Source organism: Chryseobacterium sp. WX (genome assembly GCF_029542485.1).
GTDB classification, from domain to species: Bacteria; Bacteroidota; Bacteroidia; order Flavobacteriales; family Weeksellaceae; genus Chryseobacterium; species Chryseobacterium cucumeris.
The window spans coordinates 4,237,822-4,252,139 of sequence record NZ_CP120710.1 but is presented as its reverse complement, the minus strand read 5'-3'; the positions used below and the strand labels follow the sequence as shown (position 1 = coordinate 4,252,139).

Sequence of the window (14,318 nt, the reverse complement as noted above, 5' to 3'; positions counted from 1 at the left end):
TCTGTAAGTGCTTGATTTTAATTGTGGTCCCACCTGGGCTCGAACCAGGGACCACCTGATTATGAGTCAGGTGCTCTAACCAACTGAGCTATAGGACCTCAAAACTTGGTTAAATTTTGTGTTTGCAAAAATAGTAAAATTTCTTTCACTACAAAATTTTTTATTGCTTTTCTTGGCAAAGTTCTACCAGCACTCCGTTTGTAGACTTGGGATGAAGGAATACAACTAATTTGTTATCAGCACCTTCTTTCGGTTCTTCGGAGATAAACTGAAACCCCTCTTTTTTCAGTCTTTTCACTTCTTCCAGTATATTTTCAACGCCAAATGCCAGATGATGGATGCCTTCTCCCTTTTTATCTATAAATTTCGAAATCGGGCTCTCTGGATTACTGGCTTCTAAAAGCTCAATTTTACTTTCTCCCGTTTCATAGAAAGAAGTTACTACCCCTTCCCTTTCCACTGTTTCTTTTTTATAGGATTCTTTTCCTAATAATTTGGCAAAAAGTTCATCAGAAACCCCTAAAGATTTTACGGCAATGCCAATATGTTCTAGTTTCATAAATACTAATCAATATAATTAAATCGTAAATTTGATACTGTAGTTGAATTTCAAAGTATCAATTCAAACAAAAGTACTAAATTTGCAGAAATTATGGAAAGTAACAGACAAAGAAAAGTAGCACAGATCATTCAGGAAGACTTCGCAGAGCTTTTCCGCAAACAGGCTTCAGAAAGCAAACAGAGCATATTGGTATCTGTTTCAGATGTAAAAGTAACTGCTGACTTAGGAATTGCTAAGATTTATTTAAGCATTTTCCCACAGGAATTCCGTACCGCTGTGATGAAGGAGATTGAAGAAAACAAACCTCAATACAGAAACTTCATTGGCCAGAAAATGGCAAAACAGGTGCGTATTATTCCACAACTTAACTTTTACCTGGATACCGCTCTTGATGATGTTGAAAGACTGGAAAGAGAATTAAGAGGTGAAGGCGACAATCCTGTTTTATAGATCTTGAAGAATATTGCATTTTACATAGCATCCAGATACCTTTTGGCTAAAAAGGGAAGTACTGCCGTTACGTTCATTACGTGGCTGGCTGTAGGTGCCATGACGGTTGCTGTGGCTGCAATGTTCGTCATTATTTCTGTTTTTTCAGGACTTGAAGACCTGAACAAAGACCTTATTTCCAATCTTCACGCTGATCTTACGTTAAAAAGCACCTCCGGAAAAACCATCAAAAATCTGGATAACGTCAGTAAAGTTTTGAGCAACAATAAGGAAATCAGCAGTTTTTCCCGCGTTATAGAAGAAAAAGTATATATCAGTTTCAACGGAAAGGGTGATATTGCTTACCTAAGAGGGGTAGATTCTGCTTATGTTAAGGTAAATCCTATTAATAAAGAAGTGTTTTACGGAACTTATCCAAGTTTCAAATACTCGAATGAGGTGTTGATGGAAAACAGTCTGGATAACAGACTTTCAATTCCTGTGGATTCTTCCAATCATTATGCAACCGTCTTTATGCCCAAACCGGGAACAGGGATTATCAGTAAGGAAGAAGACATTTATAATAAAAGAGATATTCTGGTAACAGGTGTCTTCCCGGGAAAAGACCAGCTGGACAATTATATCGTTTCTCCTATTGAGCTTACAGAAGAATTACTCACTCTTCCTAAAAAGTCTGCTTACCAGATTGTTATTAAACTGAAAAATCCGGAAAATGCCGATGCTGTAAAACAAAGCCTGCTTTCTTCTCTCGGAAAAAATATTGAGATCAAAACCAAAGAAGAGGAAAATGCTGCTTTCTGGAAAATGATTAATACAGAAAAGTTATTCATTTACCTGATCTTTGCCTTGGTGATCTTTATTACGACTTTTAACCTTGCCGGAGCCATTATTATCCTTCAGCTTGACAAAAAAGAACAGGCAAAATCATTGATATCTTTAGGCTTTCCTTTAAGCCATTTAAGAATGACCTATTTCTACACTGGCCTCCTGATTGTGATTTCAGGTGTGATTACCGGATTAATTCTTGGAACAGCACTTTGCTACTTCCAGCTTTATACAGAGTTCTTCAGAGCTAATGAGGTTCTGCCATTCCCGGTAAAAATTGTCGGAAAAAATTATCTTATTGTAGCCCTTACAGCTTCCTTGTTTGGAATAACTATTTCATGGTTCTTTTCAAAAATCAGTAAAGAATATATTACTAAAGGCTAACATTTCAACTTTATATATTACATACAATTAATATACTTCGGTTTCATTTTTTCGTACCTTTACGCCCCAATTTTAAAAAATGAAACAAATTTTATCTTTTTTTCTTTTAAGCATTACATTTATAAGCGCTTTGGCACAGGCTCCGGCTGGATATTATAACCAATCGCCGACCTTAACAGGTGCAGCTCTTAAAACAGCTCTTAAAACCATTATCAGTAATGGACATATCGACAATGGTTACGGTGGCCTGTGGACAGGTTATGCTACCACAGACCGCGATTATTTCTATGAAAATGATGGAACAATTCTGGATATTTATTCTGAAAACCCCAATGGACCGGATCAGTATAATTTCACCCTGGGAGCCAGTCAGTGCGGATCTGCCGGATATTCTAATGAAGGTGACTGCTACAACAGAGAACACGTTGTTCCTCAAAGTTTGTTCAACAATGCTTCCCCAATGGTAGCTGACATTCATTTTATCCGTGCTACAGACGGAAAAGTAAACGGAATGAGATCCAACTACCCTTTCGGAATTGTAGGAACACCTTCTTTTACTTCTAAAAATGGATCAAAACTAGGAAATTCGGTTTCTGCAGGATATGCAGGTACTGTATTTGAACCCATTGATGCTTTCAAAGGAGACATTGCCAGAATGATCCTTTATTTCGTAACAAGATATGAAGACAAACTTCCTAATTTCACTACTGGTGACATGCTTGGTAACACAGCATTCCCGGGACTACAGCCTTGGGCACTTAATCAATATTTAGCATGGAATGCAATGGATCCCGTATCTCCGGAAGAAATTGCAAGAAACAATGCTTCTTATACTTACCAGGGAAACAGAAACCCTTTCATTGATCACCCCGAATATGTTACTCAGATCTGGGGAGCTCCGGTTGTTGATAACCAAGCCCCTACAGCTGCAACCAACCTTGTTGCCAGCAACCCAACTTCAAACTCTATTGCTTTAAGCTGGACAGCTGCTACAGATAATGTGGGAGTAACTTCGTATGATATTTATGCCAACGGAACCTTAAAAGCTACTGTTTCAGGTACAACAACATCTACTATTGTTTCTGGATTATCACCATTGACTCAATACACATTCTACATTATTGCTAAAGATGCTTTCGCAAACTCTTCCCCACAAAGTACAACAGCTACAGAAACAACCCTTGATGTACCTGCCGGAGGAGGAAACTGTGGAACTGAAAATTTCGAAATGATCACCGGTCCTGTAAATACATACATGACAGTAAACTGGACCAACAACGGAATTTCATGGACTGCTACAGACGCAAGAGTTGACCAGACCATCAATAATAAAGCCATTACCATAAAAAATGGAACTTTAACAAGTTCAACTTTCTCAGGTGGAGTTCAAAGCTTAACTTTAACAACTCAATTGAAATTCTCCGGAAGCGCAGGATACTTCAATGTTCTTGTAAACGACGTCAATGTAGGAACCATTCCTTACAGTAATGTTGTTACTACAACTACCATTAATAATATAAATGTAAACGGAAATGCGGTGATTAAACTGACAAATTCGTCTACGTCCAACAGAGTTGCTCTGGATGATCTTAGCTGGACATGTTTCGGAACTACGTTAGCTACCGCTGAAAACCAAAAGGACAAATCAGACTTCACTATCTACCCTAACCCGGTAAGAAATAATGAATTATTTGTAAAAGGAGAAAACCTTAGCAAAATTTCAAAAGCTGAGATCTATGATCTTTCAGGAAAACGAATTGAAACAATTGCAAATCCTTTCAAACATTCAAACAAAATTAATCTTAAAGGTATAGTAAAAGGAACTTATCTCCTTAAAACAGATAATTTCTCTACTAAATTTATCGTAGATTAATTATTAAAAAATATTTCAAACCAAGGCCGGATTTATCCGGTCTTTTTTTTATTTTTGATGTATGGATTCCAATAAAAAATTAGGATTGATAGGACGAAATATTTCTTATTCTTTTTCTAAAAAATTCTTCGAAAACAAGTTCCAAAAGCTCATGCTGAAGAATTTCTCCTACGATATTTTTGATCTCAACGAAATCAATGAAGTAGAAAACCTTTTTGCTTCTCCGGACTTGTTAGGATTCAATGTGACCATCCCTTATAAGGAAAAAATAATCGATTATCTCGATGAACTAAGTGATGAAGCCGAGAAAATAGGTGCTGTCAATTGCGTTCTTATTCAGGATGGCAAAAAAACAGGGTATAATACAGATGCGTTCGGTTTTGAAAAGACGCTTCTTTTGCACAAAAAACCTTCTCAGGATAAAGCACTGATCTTAGGAAACGGAGGGGCAGCAAAAGCCGTCAAATATGCATTGGACAAGCACAATATTCCTTCTGTAACTATTTCAAGGAGTACAGAAATCAATTATGAAAATCTTGATCAGGAAACTGTTGCAGAGCATAAAATTATTATCCAATGTACACCGGTAGGCACTTTCCCGAATGTGAAAGACTGTCTGAACTTTCCTTTTGACGGGCTTTCTTCAGATCATCTCGTTATTGATCTGATTTACAATCCAAACTATACCCAATTCATCATCAATGCCTCAGAAAAAGGAGCAAAAACAGTGAATGGGTACTATATGCTTGAACAGCAAGCAGAAAAAGCTTGGGAAATTTGGAATTTTCAAAAAAAATAACATAAATTAGTACTTTAATTGGCCTTAAAGCTATATTTAAAGGATATTAACGCCACTCACATAAAAGATTTGCTATGACTACAGAAAACAATCTTTCTGAAAACGAAGAAAAGAAAAATCCTAACGAAGTATCTCAGGACCCATCAGAAAACACAGTTTCTCATGATGCAAACCAACATGAAGATGATGCAGAGCACCTGGATGAACATGAGGAAGAAATTTCCCTTGCCGATGCTTTAAAGGAAATGGAAAAAATCATCAACACTCCCAATGCCGGTGAGAACTTCAAAAGATTCAACCAGCTGAAAGAGAAAGCAAGTCATTATATCCATGATGAAGTGGAAGATAAAAAGCATGAATATGTAGAAGCGGGAAATCCAGCTGAAAATTTCAGCTACGAACACCCTTCTCAGGCTAAGTATTCTGCATTGGTTAATATTTTCAAGGAAAAACATGACGACTTCCAGAAAGGACAGGAAGAAGAGCAAAAGAAAAACCTTGACCACCGTCAAAGCATAATCGAAAGACTTAAAAATCTATACACCAGCTCAGAACCAGGAATCAATCTTTTCAGATCTATTCGTGAGATTAAAGAAGACTGGTCAAAAGCAGGACAGGTTGCAAAGTCTGAATTCAAAATTCTCAACAATAATTATTTCCACCACCTGAATCAGTTTTATCAGATGCTGGATCTTAATAAAGAATTTCTGGAGCAGGAATACAGCCACAATCTGGAAAAGAGAGAACATATTATTGCCCGCGCTAAAGAGCTGGAAAATGAACCCGTTATCCAGAAAGCTCTAAACGAACTTCAGTATCTTCATAAACTTTGGAAAGAAGAAGCCGAGCCTGTCGCTGAAGAGTTCCGTGAGAAAACATGGGAAGAGTTTAAAGAAATTTCGAATAAAATTCACGAAAGAAAATCTGAACTTTCAGCTTCTATTGAAAAAGAACAAAGTGAAAATCTTGAAAAGAAAAATCAGATTATTGCAGAAATCAAGAAACTGTCTGAACCTTCGGAAACGCCCAACCACAACTACTGGCAGAATGCCATTAAAAGAGTGGAAGATCTGCGTTCTGAATTCTTAAAAACAGGAAGTGTTCCAAGAAAACTTTCCAATCAAAACTGGAATGATTTCAAAACGACACTTAGAGGCTTTAATACAACGAAAAATAATTACTACAAATCGTTGAAAGGTTCTCAACAGGCAAATCTTGAAGAAAAACTTAAACTGATCCAGACTGCACAGGACAATATGAATAACGAGGAATGGGATATTGCTGTTCCGTTATTCAAAAAACTCCAGGAAGACTGGAAAAAAATCGGCCACGTTCCAAAGAGCATGACCAATAAAATCTGGGATGAATTCCGTGACGCATGTAATGCATTCTTCAACAATTACAGAGAGAAGAGCAATACTTCTACCGACAACTGGAAAGAAAATTATAAGAACAAAAAAGCTCTTCTTGATGAACTGAAAGAAGTTTCCAATGAAGAAGGAAGCATTGAAAGAATCGAGCAGATCAAAACTTCATGGAATAATATCGGAAAAGTTCCGAGAGATAAAATTTCAATCAACTCTGAATTCAACAAAACATTGAGAGAGAAATTGAAAATAAATAAGATCAACGAACTTGAACTGAAAGAAGAAGGTCTATCTGAAAACCAGCTTACCGACAAAGCAAGAAAGATCAAAAATCAAATCTCTGATCTTGAGGCAGAAATTGTTAAACTGGAAAACAACCTTTCTTTCTTCAACAAACCGTCCAGAGAAAACCCTCTTTTAAAAGATACCTATAACACGATTGATGAGAAAAAAGCTCATCTTGAAACGTTAAAACAAAATCTTCACAGCATTATCAGCGGAGATTAATACATAACAAAATAAATAAAGGCGGAGCAAAGCAATTTGTCTTCGCTTTTTCTTTTTATACATATGAACAACGACGAATTTTATATCAAAAGATGTATCGAGCTGGCTCAAAAAGCTCTTGGCAACACCTACCCTAACCCTCTTGTTGGAAGTGTGATCATACACAACGGAAAAATCATTGGTGAAGGGTATCATCACAAAGCAGGAGAACCTCATGCAGAAATCAATGCCATCAATTCCGTTAAAAATAAAGATCTGATTCCGGAATCTACAATCTATGTATCTCTGGAACCCTGCGCACATTATGGAAAAACTCCGCCATGCGCTTTGAAGATTAAAGAATTAGGATTTAAAAAAGTAGTGATTGGCGCAATGGACTCCCATGATAAAGTGAATGGAAAAGGAAAGAAAATCATTCAGGATGCTGGAATTGAAGCCGTATCAGGAATTCTTGAAAAAGAATGCATTGAACTGAACAAAAGATTTTTCACCTATCACGAAAAGAAAAGACCATATATCATTTTAAAATGGGCAGAATCCGGTGATGGCTTTTTGGATAAGGATTTTACACCGACAGCCGTTTCCAATACATTAGTAAACCAGTTTGTTCATCAGTTAAGAGCTGACGAGCATGCCATTTTAGTAGGAACTCAAACTGCATTGAACGATAACCCCAGTCTTACCGTAAGAAATGTTGAAGGCGTAAATCCTGTAAGAATTCTGATTGATTTTGATTTAAAAGTTCCTGCCAGTTTCAATATTTATAACAATAAAGCAAGAACATTGGTTTTAAATTCCGTGAAAGAAGGTACTGAAGGACATATTCAATTCATTCAAATCAACAAGGCTCATTTTCTGATTGAGCTCATGGAGGCATTGTATAAAGAACAAATACAATCTGTGATTATCGAAGGGGGCCGCTTTACTCTGCAGGAATTTATTAATGCTAATCTTTGGGACGAAGCCATTGTAATTAAAAACGAGAATTTGACATTAGAAAATGGGACAAAAGCCCCGGAATTCAGTCAAGTTCCTGATACAATTGAAAATTTCAGAGATAATACCATTTCATTTTTTAAAGCAAAATAATACTTTTGTATCACCATCAAATGAAATAATTTCTTTACATTAGTCTTACAAATTAAAATTACTATGAAAAATTTAAAGAAAGTTTCGAGACAGAGTTTAAAAAAAGTAAACGGAGGAATTGCTCCTGAATGTTGCTCATTCTATCCTCCTTCATTACAACATTGCTGCGCAACACCTTCCAGTATGAGTTGCCCACCACCTTGGGCAGATGGAACATTCCCTTGTTAAATTTTAATGTAAAACAAAAACTAATATCATGAAAAATTTGAAAAAAGTATCAAGAATCGGTTTAAAATCTATTCAAGGCGGAGCTTTTGTAAACTGTACTTTGCCTAATGGAGACCTTACCAGATGTAGAGATTTCTGCCCTACAGACTTTTGTGGTCCTACAAACTATATTTGTTTACTTCCGCTGGATTATTGCGGATAGAAATAACAAAAGTTGCAATACATAAAAATTGGGAAGCTGTCAGAAATCTGGCGGCTTCTTTCATTAAGTACTAGGATTTATTTAATATTTTTGCATAACAAAGCAGCAATTCCGATGACGTTCGAATACAAAACCATAGAAAGCCCCATAGAAAATACTCTTTTAAAAGAAAAAGGAAGCAAGTTTATCGGATTTGCTTATCCTGTGACTAATGAAAAAGAATTAAAGAGTGCACTGGAGAAAATAAGAGAAGAACATCCGAAAGCAACTCACCACTGTTATGCTTTCAGAATGGGATTGAATGGGGAAAACTATCGCGCCAATGATGATGGCGAACCTTCCGGAAGTGCAGGATTGCCTATTTACAATCAATTATTAGCGAATGAAATCACCAATGTCCTTGTCATTGTTGTCCGTTATTACGGAGGAACCAAACTGGGAGTTTCCGGCCTTGTAAAAACTTATAAAGAATCTGCGAAGATTACATTAGAGGCAGCCAGTATTATCACCAGAGAATTAGAAACAGAAGTAGAGATTCAATTTAACTTCAATCAGCAGAATACAATTTTTACCTTGCTTTCTAAATTTGATGCTAAAGTTTTGAACTTCGATGCGAATGAAAACTGTATTCTCACCGCGTCATTGAAACTGGCACAAAAAGAAAGCATCTCAGAAAAGCTTTCTGAGATGCAATATGTTTCATTTGAATTTAATAATTAATCCCTTCTCCCACCAAGAAGCAAAGATCCCCAGTAAAGAAGTTGTGCCAGAGAACCTAATGCGGCTACCACATAAGTTCTTGCCGCCCATTTCAAGCTATCCTGTACTCCAACAAATTCTTCTGCAGTTACAGTTCCCGTATCTTTAAGCCACTTCATCGCTCTGTTACTTGCATCGTATTCCACAGGAAGTGTTACAAAAGCAAAAAGTGTTGTCATGGCAAACATCGCAACGCCGATTGCCAGCACAGTAGTGTTCCCATTAGGGTTTTCAATTGTTCTGGACGCAGCCATTACTGCGATACCCGCAATAAGGACAAATTGCATCAGATTGGAACTTATATTCACAATAGGAACCAGTTTTGAACGTAAATTCAGCATAGAATACCCTACTGCATGCTGCACTGCATGCCCACACTCGTGAGCTGCCACTGCTGCGGCCGCTGCGTTTCTCTGCATATAAACACCCTCAGAAAGGTTCACTGTTTTATCTGCCGGATTATAGTGGTCCGTCAACTGCCCGGGTACTGATATGACCTGAACATCATTTATCCCGTTATCTCTCAACATCTTTTCCGCTACTTCTTTCCCCGAAAGGCCATTTCGAAGGTGCACATTGGAATAATATTCAAATTTCGATTTCAATCTGGACGAAACCCACCAGCTCACCAACATTGAAATACCAATAATGATATAATAACCCACCATTTTATATAAATTTTGTGTTTAATTTTACCCATAATCATATAAAAACTGTGCCAAAGTATACGATATTATTATTTATATTTGTCCTTTAATTCCTCTCAAAAAACATGTCTACAGTTTCAATTATTGAAGTAAAAACAGCGGGTCAGCTCAAGCAATTCGTAAGGTTTCCAATGGATTTGTATAAAAACAATCCCTACTATGTTCCGTCCTTTATCAATGACGAAATCAACATTTGGAATGCAAATGAAAATCCTGCGCTTCAATATTCAGAAGCCAAACAGTTTCTGGCTTATAAGAATAATAAGATTGTAGGAAGAATTGCTGTTTTGATCAATCACAAAGAAGAGAGAGAGTTAGGCATTAAAAAAGTACGCTTTGGATGGATCGACTTTATTGATGATGCTGAAGTTTCAAAAGCATTGATTCAAAAAGCGGTTGATTATGCCAAAGAAAAAAATATTGACAAAATTGAAGGCCCAATGGGCTTCACCAATCTTGATAAAGCAGGAATGCTGATCAAAGGTTTTGACCAGCTGGCGACGATGATCGGAATTTATAATAACGAGTACTATCCAAGGCATCTTGAGAACCTGGGATTGACTAAAGAAAAGGAATGGGTAGAGTTTGAAATAATCTTCCCCGAAACATTACCGGACAAAATTCATAAATTCAATCAGCTTATTTCTGAAAAATACAAGCTAAAAGTTTTAAAATTCAAAACAAAAGAAGAGATTATTCAGTATGTAGATCCTATGTTTGATCTTCTGGATGAGACTTACAAACATCTTTCTACATACACTCCGATTTCTGATGAACAGCGTAAAACCTATAAAGAGAAATATTTCAAACTTATTGATAAAGATTTCATTGTTTGTATTGCTGATGAACACAATAATCTGATCTCCTTTGCTATTACAATGCCTTCTTATTCCAAAGCTCTGCAGAAGTCCGGTGGAAAACTACTTCCTTTTGGCTGGTGGCATTTCTTACAAGCAGGAAAGAAAAATGACAGAGCGAACTTCTACCTGATCGGAATTCATCCGGATTATCAGAGAAGAGGAGTAACTTCTATTATTTTTAAAGAAATCTGGGATATTTTCAGAAAAAAAGGAGTAAAGTACCTTGAAACCAACCCGGAACTCGAAGAAAACAAAAGTATTCAGCTGTTGTGGCAGGATTACAATCCGGTGAATCACAAAAGAAGGAGAACATATTCAATGGAAGTCAACTAATTGATACTGCATTTTGTAAAACGTAAACTCACTACCCAAATTTTGAACTTTATGAAACCACAGCTTATCATATTTGCTATTTTAATTGCCGGATTTATCGGTTATAACATTTTTTTTCAGTCACCCGATGACAAAACCAATACGGTAATCAATATTCTTTTTGCCAGTATTCTTTTTGGATATATTTCCTTTATGGCCTATACTCTTTTGAAAAAAATGAAAAAATAAACGATAACCATAGCCCAATGGGTCATTTAATCACTTGTTTTTATTCCTCAATAAATAAATTCAAAATATCCACGATATACATGATGGGATGCAATTTTTCCAGAGTTACTACAAAAAAAGGGGAAAAACACCACAAAAAAATAATCACAAAAAGCTAATTTTTATTGATTCTAAATTACCGGTTTAACTCATTTTAATCCGACTTTTAAGCTGATAAATTTCATGCTTTCTTGTTTATTCGCTAAATTTGCAAATTGAGATAATAATGCAAAAATGAATTTACCTGAAAGTTATATTCCAATCCTTATCCAGGCTGGTGTAGCAGTAGGATTTGTAGCGGTTTCTTTGCTTGGAGCACATTTCTTAGGTCCACAGCAGAAAAAAGGAAACTCTGTAAAAAACCAAAGCTGGGAATGTGGGGTTCCTGTAGAAGGAAACGCCAGAACACCGTTTTCTATCAAGTACTTCCTGACTGCGGTATTGTTCGTACTATTCGATATTGAAATCGTATTCTTTTATCCTTACGCTGTAAACTTCAGAGAATTCGGTATGGAAGGTTTCCTTGCCGTGCTTACATTCGTTGCGATCTTCTTCGTAGCGTTTTTCTATGTCTGGAAACGAGGCGCACTGGATTGGGATAAATAAATTTTAACATTAAAAGATTGAATAATTTAATCATTTAAAAACAGAGATGATTAAATTTATAAACGTTTTAATCTTTAAATATCAACAAAAGAAAATGTCAGATAAAAAACCAGTAATAAGAACAGATGCACCTGCTCCCGAAGGCTATGAAGGAGAAGGGTTTTTCGCAACAAAACTGAGCAGTGTAATCGGGATGGCAAGAAAGTTTTCACTTTGGCCGTTACCCTTTGCAACCTCTTGTTGTGGTATCGAGTTTATGGCTACCCTGAACCCGACATATGATGCTTCAAGATTTGGTATGGAAAGAAACTCTTTCTCTCCAAGACAGGCAGATATGCTGATGGTTTGCGGAACTATATCAAAGAAATTAGGACCTGTCCTGAAAGAAGTGTACACTCAGATGGCTGAGCCGAAATGGGTGGTAGCAGTTGGAGCTTGTGCTTCCAGCGGTGGTATTTTTGATACGTATTCTGTACTTCAGGGAATTGACAAGATTATTCCGGTAGACGTTTACGTTCCCGGATGTCCTCCAAGACCTGAACAGATCATTGAAGGTGTAATGCAGGTACAGGCTCTTGCAGAAAGCGAAAGCATCAGAAGAAGAGACATGCCTGAATATCAGAAATTATTAGATTCTTACAACATAAGCAACTAAACGGAAATGACAAACGAATTTGTATTAGAAGCAATCACAAGAGAATTTCCGGAATCTGTCATTTCAAGCTCAGAACCTTATGGAATGTTGACTATTGAAGTGAAGAAAGAAGATATTAAGAAAATCATTCACTATCTGAAAGATTCATCACTGGAATTTAATTTCCTTACGGATATCTGTGGTATTCATTATCCTGAATTCCCTGAAAAGGAAATTGGTGTTGTATACCATTTGCACAATATGATGGCCAATTTCAGATTACGTCTGAAAATCTTTATGTCCAGAGAAAATATTGAAGTAGACTCTCTTGTAGAGCTATTTGCAGGAGCTAACTGGATGGAAAGAGAAACGTATGATTTCTATGGGATTAAATTTAAAGGACACCCGGATCTCAGACCTATTTTAAATATGGAAGATCTTGGATACCACCCAATGTTGAAGGAATATCGCCTTGAAGACGGTACAAGAACCGACAAGAACGATAGCATGTTCGGAAGATAAAAAATAATGCAATAAGCAGTAAGCAGCAAGCAATAAGCTTAAAGCCTAGAGCCTATAGCCTAAAGCATTTAAATTATGAAAGATAACTCATTATCTAATATACTAAACCAGTACGAAAGTAAGGAACAGATTGACGGACAATTATACACCCTGAATCTGGGACCTACCCACCCTGCTACGCACGGGATTTTCCAGAATATCTTAACGATGGACGGAGAAAGAATCCTTCACGCAGAGCAAACCGTAGGATATATCCACAGAGCATTTGAGAAAATTTCTGAAAGAAGAAACTATTCTCAGATCACTACCCTTACGGACCGTATGAATTACTGTTCTGCACCCATCAATAACTTAGGCTGGCACATGACAGTAGAAAAACTGATTGGCGTAGAAGTTCCAAAACGTGTAGACTATATGCGTGTTATCCTGATGGAGCTTGCCAGAATCGGTGACCACCTGATCTGTAACGGGGTAACCGGAATGGACTCAGGAGCTATTACAGGTCTTACTTATATGTTCATCGAAAGAGAACGTATTTATGATATGTATGAGCAAATCTGCGGAGCCAGAATGACAACCAATATGGGAAGAATCGGAGGTTTTGAAAGAGATTTCACTCCTAAATTCCATGAGCTGATCAAGGATTTCTTAAAAACTTTCCCACCAAGATTCAAAGAATTCTGTACTTTATTAGAAAGAAACAGAATTTTCATGGACAGAACCATCGGTACAGGAGCTATTTCTGCCGAAAGAGCTTTAAGCTACGGTTTCACAGGTCCTAACTTACGTGCAGCAGGTGTAGATTACGATGTACGAGTTGCGCAGCCTTATTCTTCATATCAGGATTTCGACTTCATTATTCCGGTAGGAACTTCAGGAGATACTTACGACCGTTTCATGGTTCGTCAACAGGAAGTCTGGGAATCAATCAAAATTATCAAACAAGCATACGAAAATCTTCCGGAAGGGCCATTCCATGCGGATGTCCCTGATTTCTATCTTCCTGAAAAGGCAGATGTATATCAGAAAATGGAAGCATTGATCTACCATTTCAAAATCGTAATGGGAGAAACCGATGTACCAAAAGGAGAAGTTTACCATGCTGTAGAAGGTGGAAACGGAGAATTAGGTTTCTATCTTGTGAGTGACGGAGGAAGAAGCCCTTACAGACTTCACTTCAGAAGACCATGCTTCATCTACTATCAGGCATACCCTGAAATGATTACAGGTTCTGTAATTTCAGATGCCATTGTAACGATGTGTAGTATGAATATTATTGCGGGAGAATTAGACGCATAAAAAGAAGATGTCAGACATCAGATTTCAGATGTTAGACTCTTCGCT

At 36.9% G+C, this 14,318-nt stretch carries 17 protein-coding genes and 1 tRNA gene; 15 read left to right on the top strand and 3 right to left on the bottom strand.

Translation table 11 applies throughout. The annotated features are described in order from the left end of the window. Positions 1-24: 24 nt before the first annotated feature. Together PZ898_RS19280 and mce are read right to left on the bottom strand one after the other, a co-directional pair. Positions 25-98, bottom strand: a tRNA-Ile gene (locus PZ898_RS19280). Between the two features lie 62 nt (positions 99-160). After that, positions 161-559: a methylmalonyl-CoA epimerase gene (mce, locus tag PZ898_RS19275; protein ID WP_110009625.1), complete on the bottom strand. Its 399-nt coding sequence runs from the start codon at positions 557-559 to the stop codon at positions 161-163. Positions 560-652: 93 nt separating this feature from the next. Here mce and rbfA point away from each other — a divergent pair, with 93 nt between their 5' ends. From rbfA to PZ898_RS19230, 9 genes are all read left to right on the top strand, one after another. Further along, positions 653-1,012 carry a 30S ribosome-binding factor RbfA gene (gene rbfA, locus PZ898_RS19270; RefSeq protein WP_034693455.1) on the top strand — a complete coding sequence of 120 codons (360 nt, stop codon included), beginning with the start codon at positions 653-655 and terminating at the stop codon, positions 1,010-1,012. Between the two features lie 3 nt (positions 1,013-1,015). Next, positions 1,016-2,221 (top strand): ABC transporter permease, encoded by a 1,206-nt coding sequence (locus PZ898_RS19265; RefSeq protein WP_034693452.1) that lies wholly within the window; start codon positions 1,016-1,018, stop codon positions 2,219-2,221. 79 nt (positions 2,222-2,300) lie between these two features. Next, positions 2,301-4,094 (top strand): endonuclease, encoded by a 1,794-nt coding sequence (locus PZ898_RS19260; RefSeq protein ID WP_277693981.1) that lies wholly within the window; start codon positions 2,301-2,303, stop codon positions 4,092-4,094. Between the two features lie 61 nt (positions 4,095-4,155). After that, on the top strand, positions 4,156-4,893 hold the full coding sequence (locus tag PZ898_RS19255; protein ID WP_123278971.1) for a shikimate dehydrogenase: 738 nt from the start codon (positions 4,156-4,158) through the stop codon (positions 4,891-4,893). Between the two features lie 74 nt (positions 4,894-4,967). Beyond that, positions 4,968-6,767 carry a DUF349 domain-containing protein gene (locus PZ898_RS19250; RefSeq protein ID WP_062675580.1) on the top strand — a complete coding sequence of 600 codons (1,800 nt, stop codon included), beginning with the start codon at positions 4,968-4,970 and terminating at the stop codon, positions 6,765-6,767. 63 nt (positions 6,768-6,830) lie between these two features. After that, positions 6,831-7,856: a bifunctional diaminohydroxyphosphoribosylaminopyrimidine deaminase/5-amino-6-(5-phosphoribosylamino)uracil reductase RibD gene (gene ribD / locus PZ898_RS19245; RefSeq protein WP_277693980.1), complete on the top strand. Its 1,026-nt coding sequence runs from the start codon at positions 6,831-6,833 to the stop codon at positions 7,854-7,856. A gap of 63 nt (positions 7,857-7,919) precedes the next feature. Then, complete coding sequence (locus PZ898_RS19240; RefSeq protein WP_167348784.1) at positions 7,920-8,084, top strand: hypothetical protein; 165 nt, start codon at positions 7,920-7,922, stop codon at positions 8,082-8,084. A gap of 28 nt (positions 8,085-8,112) precedes the next feature. Further along, on the top strand, positions 8,113-8,286 hold the full coding sequence (locus PZ898_RS19235; RefSeq protein ID WP_157885786.1) for a hypothetical protein: 174 nt from the start codon (positions 8,113-8,115) through the stop codon (positions 8,284-8,286). Positions 8,287-8,400: 114 nt separating this feature from the next. Beyond that, positions 8,401-9,006, top strand: coding sequence for a YigZ family protein (locus PZ898_RS19230; RefSeq protein WP_062675582.1), 606 nt, complete (start codon positions 8,401-8,403; stop codon positions 9,004-9,006). On the opposite strand, the gene PZ898_RS19225 is transcribed toward PZ898_RS19230, so the two are convergent. After that, the gene (locus PZ898_RS19225) at positions 9,003-9,713 is read right to left on the bottom strand and encodes a zinc metallopeptidase (protein WP_174525207.1); all 711 of its coding nucleotides are present in this window, start codon (positions 9,711-9,713) and stop codon (positions 9,003-9,005) included. The two genes, PZ898_RS19230 and PZ898_RS19225, sit on opposite strands and share 4 nt — an antisense overlap. 104 nt (positions 9,714-9,817) lie before the next feature. On the opposite strand from PZ898_RS19225, the gene PZ898_RS19220 reads away from it, so the two are divergent. From PZ898_RS19220 to nuoD, 6 genes are all read left to right on the top strand, one after another. After that, the gene (locus PZ898_RS19220) at positions 9,818-10,945 is read left to right on the top strand and encodes a GNAT family N-acetyltransferase (RefSeq protein WP_277693979.1); all 1,128 of its coding nucleotides are present in this window, start codon (positions 9,818-9,820) and stop codon (positions 10,943-10,945) included. 51 nt (positions 10,946-10,996) lie between these two features. Then, positions 10,997-11,173: a hypothetical protein gene (locus PZ898_RS19215; RefSeq protein WP_167348785.1), complete on the top strand. Its 177-nt coding sequence runs from the start codon at positions 10,997-10,999 to the stop codon at positions 11,171-11,173. Positions 11,174-11,446: 273 nt separating this feature from the next. Further along, on the top strand, positions 11,447-11,818 hold the full coding sequence (locus PZ898_RS19210; RefSeq protein WP_034693436.1) for an NADH-quinone oxidoreductase subunit A: 372 nt from the start codon (positions 11,447-11,449) through the stop codon (positions 11,816-11,818). Positions 11,819-11,912: 94 nt separating this feature from the next. Then, on the top strand, positions 11,913-12,473 hold the full coding sequence (locus PZ898_RS19205) for an NADH-quinone oxidoreductase subunit B (RefSeq protein WP_002983540.1): 561 nt from the start codon (positions 11,913-11,915) through the stop codon (positions 12,471-12,473). Positions 12,474-12,479: 6 nt separating this feature from the next. Beyond that, a complete protein-coding gene (locus tag PZ898_RS19200; RefSeq protein WP_062675584.1) occupies positions 12,480-12,974 on the top strand; it encodes an NADH-quinone oxidoreductase subunit C in 495 nt (164 codons plus the stop codon). Positions 12,975-13,049: 75 nt separating this feature from the next. After that, a complete protein-coding gene (nuoD, locus tag PZ898_RS19195) occupies positions 13,050-14,273 on the top strand; it encodes an NADH dehydrogenase (quinone) subunit D (RefSeq protein ID WP_002983543.1) in 1,224 nt (407 codons plus the stop codon). Positions 14,274-14,318: the final 45 nt, after the last annotated feature.

Excerpts from the sequence above, each read along its gene's own strand:
- mce (WP_110009625.1), bottom strand. The coding sequence starts at position 559 with ATGAAACTAGAACATATTGGCATTGCCGTAAAATCTTTAGGGGTTTCT.
- rbfA (WP_034693455.1), top strand. The coding sequence starts at position 653 with ATGGAAAGTAACAGACAAAGAAAAGTAGCACAGATCATTCAGGAAGAC.
- PZ898_RS19260 (WP_277693981.1), top strand. The coding sequence starts at position 2,301 with ATGAAACAAATTTTATCTTTTTTTCTTTTAAGCATTACATTTATAAGC.
- PZ898_RS19255 (WP_123278971.1), top strand. The coding sequence starts at position 4,156 with ATGGATTCCAATAAAAAATTAGGATTGATAGGACGAAATATTTCTTAT.
- PZ898_RS19250 (WP_062675580.1), top strand. The coding sequence starts at position 4,968 with ATGACTACAGAAAACAATCTTTCTGAAAACGAAGAAAAGAAAAATCCT.
- ribD (WP_277693980.1), top strand. The coding sequence starts at position 6,831 with ATGAACAACGACGAATTTTATATCAAAAGATGTATCGAGCTGGCTCAA.
- PZ898_RS19240 (WP_167348784.1), top strand. The coding sequence starts at position 7,920 with ATGAAAAATTTAAAGAAAGTTTCGAGACAGAGTTTAAAAAAAGTAAAC.
- PZ898_RS19235 (WP_157885786.1), top strand. The coding sequence starts at position 8,113 with ATGAAAAATTTGAAAAAAGTATCAAGAATCGGTTTAAAATCTATTCAA.
- PZ898_RS19230 (WP_062675582.1), top strand. The coding sequence starts at position 8,401 with ATGACGTTCGAATACAAAACCATAGAAAGCCCCATAGAAAATACTCTT.
- PZ898_RS19225 (WP_174525207.1), bottom strand. The coding sequence starts at position 9,713 with ATGGTGGGTTATTATATCATTATTGGTATTTCAATGTTGGTGAGCTGG.
- PZ898_RS19220 (WP_277693979.1), top strand. The coding sequence starts at position 9,818 with ATGTCTACAGTTTCAATTATTGAAGTAAAAACAGCGGGTCAGCTCAAG.
- PZ898_RS19215 (WP_167348785.1), top strand. The coding sequence starts at position 10,997 with ATGAAACCACAGCTTATCATATTTGCTATTTTAATTGCCGGATTTATC.
- PZ898_RS19210 (WP_034693436.1), top strand. The coding sequence starts at position 11,447 with ATGAATTTACCTGAAAGTTATATTCCAATCCTTATCCAGGCTGGTGTA.
- PZ898_RS19205 (WP_002983540.1), top strand. The coding sequence starts at position 11,913 with ATGTCAGATAAAAAACCAGTAATAAGAACAGATGCACCTGCTCCCGAA.
- PZ898_RS19200 (WP_062675584.1), top strand. The coding sequence starts at position 12,480 with ATGACAAACGAATTTGTATTAGAAGCAATCACAAGAGAATTTCCGGAA.
- nuoD (WP_002983543.1), top strand. The coding sequence starts at position 13,050 with ATGAAAGATAACTCATTATCTAATATACTAAACCAGTACGAAAGTAAG.